The sequence below is a fragment of the Streptomyces sirii genome (assembly GCF_045690365.1).
GTDB classification, from domain to species: Bacteria; Actinomycetota; Actinomycetes; order Streptomycetales; family Streptomycetaceae; genus Streptomyces; species Streptomyces sirii.
In genome coordinates this window covers 4,176,960-4,190,464 of record NZ_CP147982.1, presented here as the reverse complement: position 1 = coordinate 4,190,464, position 13,505 = coordinate 4,176,960, and the positions used below count along the sequence as shown (strand labels likewise).

Annotated in this window: 8 protein-coding genes; all 8 read left to right on the top strand. The window is 66.1% G+C overall.

All coding sequences use genetic code 11. The annotated features are described in order from the left end of the window. Positions 1-125 precede the first annotated feature (125 nt). The 8 genes from rplJ to fusA all read left to right on the top strand — a co-directional run bounded on the left by rplJ (position 126) and on the right by fusA (position 13,357). On the top strand, positions 126-653 hold the full coding sequence (rplJ, locus tag WAB15_RS18695) for a 50S ribosomal protein L10 (RefSeq protein ID WP_399146537.1): 528 nt from the start codon (positions 126-128) through the stop codon (positions 651-653). A gap of 111 nt (positions 654-764) precedes the next feature. Further along, positions 765-1,151, top strand: a complete 387-nt coding sequence (gene rplL, locus WAB15_RS18690) for a 50S ribosomal protein L7/L12 (protein WP_384429875.1) — start codon at positions 765-767, stop codon at positions 1,149-1,151. 624 nt (positions 1,152-1,775) lie between these two features. Continuing rightward, positions 1,776-5,261 (top strand): DNA-directed RNA polymerase subunit beta, encoded by a 3,486-nt coding sequence (gene rpoB, locus WAB15_RS18685; protein ID WP_399146538.1) that lies wholly within the window; start codon positions 1,776-1,778, stop codon positions 5,259-5,261. A gap of 99 nt (positions 5,262-5,360) precedes the next feature. Next, the gene (locus WAB15_RS18680) at positions 5,361-9,272 is read left to right on the top strand and encodes a DNA-directed RNA polymerase subunit beta' (RefSeq protein ID WP_399146539.1); all 3,912 of its coding nucleotides are present in this window, start codon (positions 5,361-5,363) and stop codon (positions 9,270-9,272) included. 209 nt (positions 9,273-9,481) lie between these two features. Continuing rightward, positions 9,482-9,964 (top strand): DUF1707 and DUF4190 domain-containing protein, encoded by a 483-nt coding sequence (locus WAB15_RS18675; protein ID WP_399146740.1) that lies wholly within the window; start codon positions 9,482-9,484, stop codon positions 9,962-9,964. A gap of 388 nt (positions 9,965-10,352) precedes the next feature. Continuing rightward, positions 10,353-10,724, top strand: coding sequence for a 30S ribosomal protein S12 (gene rpsL, locus WAB15_RS18670; protein WP_003948652.1), 372 nt, complete (start codon positions 10,353-10,355; stop codon positions 10,722-10,724). Positions 10,725-10,726: 2 nt separating this feature from the next. After that, complete coding sequence (gene rpsG / locus WAB15_RS18665) at positions 10,727-11,197, top strand: 30S ribosomal protein S7 (RefSeq protein WP_004571813.1); 471 nt, start codon at positions 10,727-10,729, stop codon at positions 11,195-11,197. 39 nt (positions 11,198-11,236) lie between these two features. Next, the gene (gene fusA / locus WAB15_RS18660; RefSeq protein WP_407286937.1) at positions 11,237-13,357 is read left to right on the top strand and encodes an elongation factor G; all 2,121 of its coding nucleotides are present in this window, start codon (positions 11,237-11,239) and stop codon (positions 13,355-13,357) included. Positions 13,358-13,505: the final 148 nt, after the last annotated feature.

The window sequence follows — 13,505 nt, the reverse complement described above, 5'->3', positions numbered from 1 at the left end:
GTGAATGTGGAAGAACTCCCGGGTGTATGCCTGGTCGAGTCTCGCCCCGTGCGCCTGCGCCGGGGCGTTTGTTTTGCCCAGCCCCTTCTGCGCGGTCCTCATCACCCGGAAGGAGGCCGAGGCTCATGGCGACGTCTGACAAGAACGCAGCCGTCGAGGAGATCACGCAGAAGCTGCGTGACTCCAACGCAGCTGTTGTGACTTCTTACACCGGACTGACTGTGGCGCAGCTCAAGGAGCTGCGTCGTTCTCTCGGCGAGAACGCTCAGTACCGTGTGGTGAAGAACACGCTGACCAAGATCGCGGCGAATGAGGCCGGGATTCAGCTGGACGAGCACCTCAAGGGCTCGACCGCTGTCGCCTTCGTGACCGGTGACCCGGTCACGGCGGCGAAGGGTCTTCGTGACTTCGCCAAGGAGAACCCCGCTCTCGTCATCAAGGGCGGTGTCCTTGACGGCAAGGCGCTGTCCGCCGACGAGATCAAGAAGCTTGCGGACCTCGAGTCCCGCGAGGTTCTGCTCAGCAAGCTGGCGGGTGCCATGAAGGGCAAGCAGTCCCAGGCTGCTTCGGTCTTCCAGGCGCTCCCGTCGAAGCTCGTCCGCACCGTGGACGCGCTTCGCGCCAAGCAGGCCGAGCAGGGCGGTGCCGAGTAATTCGGCTCGCGCAGTGATCGTCGCCGCGTGAGGCGACGGTCGTAGCGGGCCCTGTACGCCCGCCTTTTATGTACATCCGGCACCAGCCGAATTAGTGGAAGGACCGCCACCATGGCGAAGCTCAGCCAGGAAGACCTGCTCGCGCAGTTCGAAGAGATGACCCTCATCGAGCTCTCCGAGTTCGTGAAGGCGTTCGAGGAGAAGTTCGACGTCACCGCCGCCGCTGCCGCGCCGGTCGTCGTCGCCGGTGCCGCTGGTGGCGCCGCCGCCGAGGCCGCCGAGGAGCAGGACGAGTTCGACGTCATCCTCACCGGCGCCGGCGACAAGAAGATCCAGGTCATCAAGGTCGTGCGTGAGCTGACCTCCCTGGGCCTGAAGGAGGCCAAGGACCTCGTCGACGGCACCCCGAAGCCGGTCCTCGAGAAGGTCGCCAAGGACGCCGCCGAGAAGGCCGCCGAGGCCCTCAAGGGCGCCGGCGCCTCCGTCGAGGTCAAGTGACCCCACTGAGTCTCTGACTCGGGTCCTGAGCGCCTGAGGCGTAACGGACGACAGCGAAGGGCGATCACCCATGCGGGTGGTCGCCCTTCGGCGTGCTCGCCACGGCTGCATTGCCCCGGGCCGGAGTGCGAGTATGGTGATCATCGTTGCCCGGACGTGCCCCCATGTGACGATCTCGCAGAGGTGGGGGGCCTTGACGAACCGCACGCGGCGCGCAATTCTCGGGACGCGACGCAGAAGCGATCCAGGGTTCGAGGCATGGATCGCCGACGAAGAGGGAAGCATCGGTGTGCGCCACTGGCGCAGGGCTTTCGGCAGGCGCAGGGCATTGAGAAGAACAAACAACGAGGGGATCCTCCGTCGCGGAGGGCGCGACCTCCCGGAGGGAGAAGATCGGTATCACGGTGCTGTACCGGTCTCCGGAAACTCGCTCTGGACATCAGTGTGCCAAGTGGCTACACTGACCCTTTGCGCTGCCTGTTAGCTGCTCCCTGCCCGTCACCAGGGGCATATCCGAGCCTGAGCAAAGCTGAATGATCCGCCCTGACCTGGGCTTTCTCTCAGTCTGCTCGATTCGGAACCGGTACGCGCGTAGTGAGTCCGAGCCCTCGGAAGGACCCCCTCTTGGCCGCCTCGCGCAACGCCTCGACTGCCAATACGAACAACGGCGACAGCACCGCCCCGCTGCGCATCTCTTTTGCGAAGATCAAGGAGCCCCTCGGGGTTCCGAACCTCCTTGCGCTGCAGACCGAAAGCTTCGACTGGCTGCTCGGCAATGCCGCATGGAAGGGTCGCGTCGAGGCTGCGCTGGAGAGTGGGCAGGAAGTCCCCACCAAGTCCGGTCTTGAAGAGATCTTCGAAGAGATCTCCCCGATCGAGGACTTCTCCGGGTCGATGTCGCTGACGTTCCGCGACCACCGCTTCGAGCCCCCGAAGAACTCCATCGACGAGTGCAAGGAGCGCGACTTCACGTACGCGGCTCCGCTGTTCGTCACCGCCGAGTTCACCAACAACGAGACCGGTGAGATCAAGTCCCAGACGGTCTTCATGGGCGACTTCCCGCTCATGACGAACAAGGGCACCTTCTGCATCAACGGCACCGAGCGTGTCGTCGTCTCGCAGCTGGTCCGCTCGCCGGGTGTGTACTTCGACAGCTCCATCGACAAGACGTCCGACAAGGACATCTTCTCCGCCAAGATCATCCCGTCCCGGGGTGCCTGGCTGGAGATGGAGATCGACAAGCGCGACATGGTCGGTGTGCGCATCGACCGCAAGCGCAAGCAGTCCGTGACCGTCCTGCTCAAGGCGCTCGGGTGGACCACCGAGCAGATCCTCGAGGAGTTCGGCGAGTACGAGTCCATGCGCGCCACCCTGGAGAAGGACCACACCCAGGGTCAGGACGACGCGCTGCTGGACATCTACCGCAAGCTGCGTCCGGGCGAGCCGCCGACCCGTGAGGCCGCGCAGACGCTGCTGGAGAACCTGTACTTCAACCCCAAGCGCTACGACCTCGCCAAGGTCGGCCGCTACAAGGTCAACAAGAAGCTCGGCGGCGAGGAGCCGCTCGACGCGGGCGTGCTGACCACCGACGACGTCATCGCCACCATCAAGTACCTGGTCAAGCTGCACGCCGGCGAGACCGAGACGATGGGCGAGAGCGGCCGGGAGATCGTCGTCGAGACCGACGACATCGACCACTTCGGCAACCGTCGTCTGCGCAACGTCGGCGAGCTCATCCAGAACCAGGTCCGTACGGGTCTGGCTCGTATGGAGCGCGTCGTGCGTGAGCGCATGACCACCCAGGACGTCGAGGCGATCACGCCGCAGACCCTGATCAACATCCGGCCGGTCGTCGCCTCCATCAAGGAGTTCTTCGGCACCAGCCAGCTGTCCCAGTTCATGGACCAGACCAACCCGCTGTCGGGTCTGACCCACAAGCGCCGTCTGTCGGCGCTGGGCCCGGGTGGTCTCTCCCGTGAGCGGGCCGGCCTGGACGTCCGTGACGTGCACCCGTCGCACTACGGCCGCATGTGCCCGATCGAGACCCCCGAAGGTCCCAACATCGGTCTGATCGGCTCGCTGGCCTCTTACGGCCGGGTCAACGTCTTCGGCTTCATCGAGACGCCGTACCGCAAGGTCGTCGACGGTCAGGTCACCGAGGAGGTGGACTACCTCACCGCCGATGAGGAGGACCGCTTCCTGATCGCGCAGGCCAACGCCAAGCTCAGCGACGACATGCGCTTCTCCGAGCAGCGTGTGCTGGTCCGCCGCCGTGGCGGCGAGGTCGACCTCGTCCCCGCCGACGAGGTGGACTTCATGGACGTCTCGCCGCGCCAGATGGTGTCGGCCGCGACCGCCATGATCCCGTTCCTCGAGCACGACGACGCCAACCGCGCGCTCATGGGATCGAACATGATGCGCCAGGCCGTTCCGCTGATCAAGGCGGAGTCGCCGCTGGTCGGCACCGGCATGGAGTACCGCTGTGCGGTCGACGCCGGTGACGTCATCAAGGCCGAGAAGGACGGTGTGGTCCAGGAGGTCTCCGCGGACTACATCACCGTCGCCAACGACGACGGCACGTACACCACGTACCGCGTCGCCAAGTTCACCCGCTCCAACCAGGGCACCTCCTTCAACCAGAAGGTCGTCGTGGATGAGGGCGCGCGGGTCATCGAGGGCCAGGTCCTCGCCGACGGTCCGTCCACGGACGAAGGCGAGATGGCGCTCGGCAAGAACCTGCTCGTGGCGTTCATGCCGTGGGAGGGTCACAACTACGAGGACGCGATCATCCTGTCGCAGCGCCTCGTGCAGGACGACGTCCTCTCCTCGATCCACATCGAGGAGCACGAGGTCGACGCCCGTGACACCAAGCTCGGCCCCGAGGAGATCACCCGGGACATCCCGAACGTCTCCGAGGAGGTCCTCTCCGACCTCGACGAGCGCGGCATCATCCGGATCGGTGCCGAGGTCGTCGCCGGCGACATCCTCGTCGGCAAGGTCACGCCCAAGGGTGAGACCGAGCTGACCCCCGAGGAGCGCCTGCTCCGCGCGATCTTCGGTGAGAAGGCGCGCGAGGTGCGCGACACCTCGCTGAAGGTGCCGCACGGTGAGATCGGCAAGGTCATCGGCGTCCGCGTCTTCGACCGCGAGGAGGGCGACGAGCTTCCCCCGGGCGTGAACCAGCTGGTCCGCGTCTACGTCGCCCAGAAGCGCAAGATCACCGACGGTGACAAGCTCGCCGGCCGCCACGGCAACAAGGGTGTCATCTCCAAGATCCTCCCCGTCGAGGACATGCCCTTCCTCGAGGACGGCACCCCGGTCGACATCATCCTCAACCCGCTGGGTGTCCCGTCCCGAATGAACCCGGGACAGGTCCTGGAGATCCACCTCGGCTGGCTCGCCAGCCAGGGCTGGAAGGTCGAGGGCGTCGAGGAGGAGTGGAAGAAGCGCCTCCACTCCATCGGCGCCGACGAGGTCGCCGCCGGCTCCAACGTCGCCACTCCGGTGTTCGACGGTGCGCGCGAGGACGAGATCTCCGGACTCTTCGAGTCCACGATCCCGAACCGCGACGGCGAGCGCATGGTCAAGGGCTCCGGCAAGGCGCGGCTGTTCGACGGCCGCTCCGGCGAGCCCTTCCCGGACCCGATTTCGATCGGGTACATGTACATCCTCAAGCTGCACCACCTGGTCGACGACAAGCTGCACGCGCGTTCGACCGGTCCGTACTCGATGATCACCCAGCAGCCGCTGGGTGGTAAGGCTCAGTTCGGTGGCCAGCGGTTCGGTGAGATGGAGGTGTGGGCGCTGGAGGCTTACGGCGCCGCGTACGCCCTCCAGGAGCTGCTGACGATCAAGTCCGACGACGTGACCGGCCGCGTGAAGGTCTACGAGGCCATCGTCAAGGGCGAGAACATCCCCGAGCCCGGCATCCCCGAGTCCTTCAAGGTGCTCATCAAGGAGATGCAGTCCCTGTGCCTCAACGTGGAGGTGCTGTCCTCGGACGGCATGTCCATCGAGATGCGCGACACCGACGAGGACGTCTTCCGCGCTGCGGAGGAGCTCGGCATCGACCTGTCCCGGCGCGAGCCGAGCAGCGTCGAAGAGGTCTGACGGGAGTTCGGCCGGGGAGCCAGTGATGGTTCCCCGGCCGGCCCCAGGACCCCCGTTTCAGACCCCAAGACTTACAACCCTGAGAGGGATTGACGCATAGTGCTCGACGTCAACTTCTTCGATGAGCTCCGGATCGGTCTGGCCACCGCTGACGACATCCGTCAGTGGAGCCACGGCGAGGTCAAGAAGCCCGAGACCATCAACTACCGCACCCTCAAGCCCGAAAAGGACGGACTCTTCTGCGAGAAGATCTTCGGTCCGACCCGGGACTGGGAGTGCTACTGCGGTAAGTACAAGCGCGTCCGCTTCAAGGGCATCATCTGCGAGCGCTGCGGCGTCGAGGTCACTCGCGCCAAGGTGCGTCGTGAGCGGATGGGGCACATCGAGCTGGCCGCTCCCGTTACCCACATCTGGTACTTCAAGGGTGTGCCGAGCCGGCTGGGCTACCTGCTGGACCTCGCCCCCAAGGACCTCGAGAAGGTCATCTACTTCGCCGCCTACATGATCACGTGGGTGGACGAGGAGCGCCGCACGCGCGACCTGCCCTCGCTGGAGGCGCACGTCTCCGTCGAGCGTCAGCAGATCGAGCAGCGCCGCGACTCCGACCTGGAGGCCCGCGCCAAGAAGCTCGAGACCGACCTGGCCGAGCTCGAGGCCGAGGGCGCCAAGGCCGACGTGCGCCGCAAGGTGCGCGAGGGTGCCGAGCGCGAGATGAAGCAGCTGCGCGACCGTGCGCAGCGCGAGATCGACCGCCTCGACGAGGTCTGGAACCGCTTCAAGAACCTCAAGGTCCAGGACCTGGAGGGCGACGAGCTCCTCTACCGCGAGCTGCGTGACCGCTTCGGCACGTACTTCGACGGCTCCATGGGCGCCGCTGCTCTGCAGAAGCGCCTGGAGACCTTCGACCTGGACGAGGAGGCCGAGCGCCTCCGCGAGATCATCCGGACCGGCAAGGGCCAGAAGAAGACCCGTGCGCTCAAGCGCCTCAAGGTCGTCTCCGCCTTCCTGCAGACCCGCAACAGCCCCAAGGGCATGGTGCTGGACTGCATCCCGGTGATCCCGCCGGACCTGCGTCCGATGGTGCAGCTGGACGGTGGCCGCTTCGCGACCTCCGACCTGAACGACCTGTACCGCCGTGTGATCAACCGCAACAACCGTCTCAAGCGTCTCCTTGACCTCGGTGCCCCCGAGATCATCGTGAACAACGAGAAGCGGATGCTGCAGGAGGCCGTCGACGCGCTGTTCGACAACGGCCGCCGCGGTCGCCCGGTGACCGGTCCCGGTAACCGCCCGCTGAAGTCGCTGTCCGACATGCTCAAGGGCAAGCAGGGCCGCTTCCGTCAGAACCTGCTCGGTAAGCGAGTCGACTACTCGGCGCGTTCCGTCATCGTCGTCGGCCCGCAGCTCAAGCTGCACCAGTGTGGTCTGCCCAAGGCCATGGCGCTGGAGCTGTTCAAGCCGTTCGTGATGAAGCGCCTGGTGGACCTCAACCACGCGCAGAACATCAAGAGCGCCAAGCGCATGGTGGAGCGCGGCCGCACGGTCGTGTACGACGTCCTCGAAGAGGTCATCGCCGAGCACCCGGTTCTGCTGAACCGTGCTCCCACCCTGCACCGCCTCGGCATCCAGGCCTTCGAGCCGCAGCTGGTCGAGGGCAAGGCCATTCAGATCCACCCGCTCGTGTGCACCGCGTTCAACGCGGACTTCGACGGTGACCAGATGGCCGTCCACCTGCCGCTCTCCGCGGAGGCGCAGGCCGAGGCCCGCATCCTGATGCTGTCCTCGAACAACATCCTCAAGCCGGCCGACGGCCGTCCGGTCACCATGCCGACCCAGGACATGGTGCTGGGCCTCTTCTTCCTCACCACAGACGAGGAGGAGCGCGAGGTCAAGGGCGAGGGCCGGTCCTTCGGCTCGGTCGCCGAGGCGATCATGGCGTTCGACGCCCGCGAGCTGTCGCTCCAGGCCAAGGTCGACATCCGCTTCCCGATCGGCACCGTCCCGCCGCGTGGCTGGACCCCGCCGGCCGCGGACGAGGCCGACGGCTTCGGCGCGACCGAGTGGCAGCAGGGTGACAGCTTCCGCCTGCGGACGACCCTGGGCCGTGCGCTCTTCAACGAGCTGCTGCCCGAGGACTACCCGTTCGTCGACTACTCGGTGGGCAAGAAGCAGCTCTCCGCGATCGTCAACGACCTGGCCGAGCGCTACCCGAAGGTCATCGTCGCGGCGACCCTGGACAACCTGAAGGCGGCCGGTTTCCACTGGGCCACCCGCTCGGGCGTCACCGTCGCCGTCTCCGACATCGTCGTGCCGGAGGCCAAGAAGGCCATCGTCGCGGGCTACGAGGCCCAGGACGAGAAGGTCCAGAAGCAGTACGAGCGCGGTCTGATCACCAAGGACGAGCGCACTCAGGAACTGATCAACATCTGGACCAAGGCGACCAACGAGGTCGCCGAGGCGATGAACGAGAACTTCCCCAAGACCAACCCCATCTTCATGATGGTTGACTCGGGTGCCCGAGGAAACATGATGCAGATGCGGCAGATCGCCGGTATGCGTGGTCTGGTGTCGAACGCGAAGAACGAGACCATCCCGCGTCCGATCAAGGCGTCGTTCCGCGAGGGTCTGTCCGTGCTGGAGTACTTCATCTCCACGCACGGTGCCCGTAAGGGTCTGGCGGACACCGCTCTGCGTACCGCCGACTCCGGTTACCTCACCCGTCGTCTGGTCGACGTCTCCCAGGACGTCATCATTCGCGAGGAGGACTGCGGCACGGAGCGCGGCCTCAAGCTGCGGATCGCCTCGAAGGGCGCCGACGGTGTCCTGCGCAAGGCGGACGACGTCGAGTCCAGCGTCTACGCCCGCATGCTCGCCGAGGACGTCGTCGTGGACGGCAAGGTCGTCGCGCCGGCCAACGTGGACCTCGGTGACGTGCTCATCGACGCGCTGGTCAACGCGGGCGTCGAGGAGGTCAAGACCCGCTCGGTCCTGACCTGTGAGTCCGCGGTCGGCACCTGCGCCTTCTGCTACGGCCGTTCGCTGGCCACCGGCAAGCTGGTCGACATCGGTGAGGCGGTCGGCATCATCGCCGCCCAGTCCATCGGTGAGCCCGGCACCCAGCTGACGATGCGTACCTTCCACACCGGTGGTGTGGCCGGTGACGACATCACCCTGGGTCTGCCGCGTGTCGTCGAGCTCTTCGAGGCCCGTACGCCCAAGGGCGTCGCCCCGATCTCGGAGGCCGCCGGCCGCGTCCGGATCGAGGAGACCGAGAAGACCAAGAAGGTCATCGTCACTCCGGACGACGGCAGCGACGAGATGGCCTACGGCGTCTCCAAGCGTGCCCGTCTGCTGGTCGGCGAGGGCGACCACGTCACGGTCGGCCAGCCGATGACCGTGGGTGCCGTCAACCCGCACGACGTGCTGCGGATCCTCGGCCAGCGCGCCGTCCAGGTCCACCTGGTCGGCGAGGTCCAGAAGGTCTACAACAGCCAGGGCGTGGCGATCCACGACAAGCACATCGAGATCATCATCCGGCAGATGCTGCGCCGTGTGACGATCATCGAGTCCGGCGACGCGGAGCTGCTGCCGGGCGAGCTGGTGGAGCGCACGAAGTTCGAGGGCGAGAACCGTCGCGTCGTGGCGGAAGGCGGCCACCCGGCCTCCGGCCGTCCGCAGCTGATGGGTATCACCAAGGCTTCGCTGGCCACCGAGTCCTGGCTGTCGGCGGCGTCCTTCCAGGAGACGACCCGGGTTCTGACCGATGCGGCGATCAACGCCAAGTCGGACTCCCTGATCGGCCTCAAGGAGAACGTCATCATCGGTAAGCTCATCCCGGCCGGTACGGGTCTGTCCCGCTACCGCAACATCCGGGTCGAGCCCACCGAGGAGGCCAAGGCCGCGATGTACTCGGCCGTCGGTTACGACGACATCGACTACTCGCCCTTCGGTACCGGCTCCGGCCAGGCGGTCCCGCTGGAGGACTACGACTACGGTCCGTACAACCAGTAATCCTGGTCCGTACGACAGCAACAGGGCGGTCACCCCTTGGGGGTGGCCGCCCTGCGGCATTGGGGGCCGAGCGGGGGAACTTGTCTCCCCATTGCTGCGTCTGTGATGAGAAGATGGGGAGAACTGTCGAGCGGGGGGAGGTTCGCGAAGTGGCATTCCAGCCTTGGCAGGGTGGACAGCCCGCTCAGCCGCCGAATCAGGTGCCGGCCATGCGGGCTTCGCACGCCGATCGTGAGCGGGCGGTCGATGTGCTCAAGGCGGGATTCGCCGAGGGGCGGCTGCAGCAGCCGGAGTACGAGCAGCGGATCGGCCGGGCCTACAAGGCTCAGACGCATTCCGAGCTCCAGATGCTGGTGGCGGACCTGCCGATGGGACCGGTGCCGCAGGCTCAGTTCATGCCGCAGCGTCCGATGGTGCCGGCGACGTTCATGCCGATGCAGATGCCGATGCCGGTGACGACGAACAGCTCGGCGACCGGCGCGCTGGTCTGCGGGATCATGACGCCGGTGACCTGGGGGCTGACGGCGATCCCGGCCGTCATTCTGGGGCACAAGGCGCGGGCCGAGATCCGCCGGACCGGGCAGGGCGGGGACGGGCAGGCCATCACGGGGCTGGTGCTGGGCTGGCTGGCGATCGGCGGCTGGGCGCTCTTCCTGCTGATCTTCATTCTGTCGGCGGCGGTCGGCCTCTGACGGCACGGGTGGATCACAGGGGTGGCCGGGGCGTGTCGCAGGGGTGTGGCGCCTTCTTCCGTACGGCCGTGGATCGCACTACGGTGGCCGCAACGCCGTGACGAGTCCGGCGTGTCCTTCGCGTGTGCATTTGTTTTGACCGCAGCCAATGCGGTAGGTACGCTCTGACCTTGTGCCTGGGGTGTCCCTGGGCTGCCGTGCGCGCATTCTCCCCAAGCCTCCGGGCCGGGAGCGGCGTCCACACGGGAGCCAGGTTTTGACACCGCAATCTGCCGCCTCACTCGTTCCAGCGAGGACCGGACTGCAGTATTCGACACACCCGACCGCGTGGGTCGGGGACGTTCCAGGTTAGCTTTACCGAGACTGGCACACAGAAACCGGAGAAACGGTGCCTACGATCCAGCAGCTGGTCCGCAAGGGCCGGCAGGACAAGGTCGAGAAGAACAAGACGCCCGCGCTCGAGGGTTCTCCCCAGCGCCGTGGCGTCTGCACGCGTGTTTTCACCACCACCCCGAAGAAGCCGAACTCGGCCCTGCGTAAGGTCGCGCGTGTGCGTCTGACCAGCGGGATCGAGGTCACCGCTTACATTCCGGGTGAGGGCCACAACCTCCAGGAGCACTCGATCGTGCTCGTGCGCGGCGGCCGTGTGAAGGACCTGCCGGGTGTTCGGTACAAGATCATCCGCGGCTCCCTCGACACGCAGGGCGTCAAGAACCGCAAGCAGGCTCGCAGCCGCTACGGCGCCAAGAAGGAGAAGTAAGAATGCCTCGTAAGGGCCCCGCCCCGAAGCGCCCGGTCATCATCGACCCGGTCTACGGCTCTCCTCTGGTGACCTCCCTCATCAACAAGGTTCTGCTGAACGGCAAGCGCTCCACCGCCGAGCGCATCGTTTACGGCGCCATGGAGGGGCTGCGCGAGAAGACCGGCAACGACCCGGTCATCACCCTCAAGCGCGCGCTCGAGAACATCAAGCCGACCCTTGAGGTCAAGTCCCGCCGCGTCGGTGGCGCGACCTACCAGGTCCCGGTCGAGGTCAAGCCCGGCCGTGCGGCCACGCTCTCGCTCCGCTGGCTCGTGGGCTACTCCCGCGCCCGCCGCGAGAAGACCATGACCGAGCGCCTCATGAACGAACTGCTCGACGCCTCCAACGGCCTCGGCGCTTCGGTCAAGAAGCGCGAGGACACGCACAAGATGGCCGAGTCCAACAAGGCCTTCGCGCACTACCGCTGGTAGTCGCAACCCACATCGAGACCGAGAGAAGATTGAGCCACTATGGCCACCACTTCGCTTGACCTGGCCAAGGTCCGCAACATCGGGATCATGGCCCACATCGACGCGGGCAAGACGACCACCACCGAGCGGATCCTGTTCTACACCGGCGTTTCGTACAAGATCGGTGAGGTCCACGACGGCGCTGCCACGATGGACTGGATGGAGCAGGAGCAGGAGCGCGGCATCACGATCACGTCCGCCGCGACGACCTGTCACTGGCCGCTCGAGGACGTCGACCACACCATCAACATCATCGACACGCCGGGCCACGTCGACTTCACCGTCGAGGTGGAGCGTTCGCTGCGCGTGCTCGACGGTGCCGTGACGGTGTTCGACGGCGTCGCCGGTGTCGAGCCGCAGTCCGAGACCGTTTGGCGTCAGGCGGACCGCTACGGCGTGCCGCGTATCTGCTTCGTCAACAAGCTGGACCGTACCGGTGCCGAGTTCCACCGCTGCGTCGACATGATCACGGACCGCCTCGGCGCGACCCCGATCGTGATGCAGCTGCCGATCGGCACCGAGGCCGACTTCAAGGGCGTGGTCGACCTCGTCCGCATGAAGGCGCTTGTCTGGTCCGCCGAGGCCGCCAAGGGCGAGATGTACGACACCGTCGACATCCCGGCCACGCACGCCGAGGCCGCCGACGAGTGGCGCGGCAAGCTGCTCGAGGCCGTCGCCGAGAACGACGAAGAGATCATGGAGCTGTACCTGGAGGGCCAGGAGCCCACCGAGGACCAGCTGTACGCGGCGATCCGCCGTATCACGATCGCTTCCGGCAAGGCCGACGTCACCACCGTGACCCCGGTGTTCTGCGGTACCGCCTTCAAGAACAAGGGCGTGCAGCCCCTGCTCGACGCGGTCGTGCGCTACCTGCCCTCCCCGTTGGACGTCGAGGCCATCGAGGGCCACGCGGTCAACGACGCGGAGCAGGTCGTCGCCCGCAAGCCGTCCGAGAGCGAGCCGCTGTCCGCCCTCGCGTTCAAGATTGCGAGCGACCCCCACCTGGGCAAGCTCACCTTCATCCGGGTGTACTCGGGCCGCCTTGAGGCCGGCTCGCAGGTGCAGAACTCGGTGAAGGGCAAGAAGGAGCGCATCGGCAAGATCTACCGGATGCACGCGAACAAGCGTGAGGAGATCGAGTCGGTGGGTGCCGGTGACATCGTCGCCGTCATGGGTCTGAAGCAGACCACCACTGGTGAGACCCTCTGCGACGCGAGCCACCCGGTGATCCTGGAGTCCATGGACTTCCCGGCGCCGGTCATCCAGGTCGCCATCGAGCCCAAGTCCAAGGGCGACCAGGAGAAGCTGGGTGTCGCCATCCAGCGCCTCGCCGAAGAGGACCCCTCGTTCCAGGTGCACACCGACGAGGAGACCGGCCAGACCATCATCGCGGGTATGGGCGAGCTGCACCTCGACGTGCTGGTCGACCGTATGAAGCGCGAGTTCAAGGTCGAGGCCAACGTCGGCAAGCCGCAGGTCGCCTACCGTGAGACCCTGCGCAAGCCCGTCGAGCGTCTCGACTACACGCACAAGAAGCAGACTGGTGGTTCCGGCCAGTTCGCGAAGGTGCAGATCGCGATCGCGCCGCTCGAGGGCGACGGGTACGAGTTCGAGAACAAGGTCACCGGTGGCCGTATCCCGCGGGAGTACATCCCGTCCGTGGACGCGGGCTGCCAGGAGGCCATGGAGTTCGGTGTTCTCGCCGGCTACCCGCTGACCGGCGTCAAGGTCACCCTCCTCGACGGTGCGTTCCACGAGGTCGACTCTTCCGAGATGGCCTTCAAGATCGCCGGTTCGATGGCCTTCAAGGAGGCCGCCCGCAAGGCCAGCCCGGCCCTGCTGGAGCCGATGATGAAGGTCGAGGTCACCACGCCCGAGGACTACATGGGCGATGTGATCGGCGACATCAACTCCCGCCGTGGTCAGATTCAGTCCATGGAGGAGCGCGCCGGCGCCAAGCTCGTCACGGGCCTGGTTCCGCTCTCGGAGATGTTCGGCTACGTCGGAGACCTCCGCAGCAAGACCTCGGGTCGCGCAAGCTACTCGATGCAGTTCGACTCCTACGCCGAGGTTCCCCGGAACGTCGCCGAGGAGATCATCGCGAAGGCCAAGGGCGAATAGGTCCGTCTCGCAAGAGTCGGAACACGCTTTAGGCTTGACACCGTCTGCCGGGGTAACCCCCGCAATCCGTGAGGAACGCCCCGGCAGCCGGCATCCCAGCAAAGATCACCTGGCGCCGATGAGTAAGGCGTACAGAACCACTCCAGGA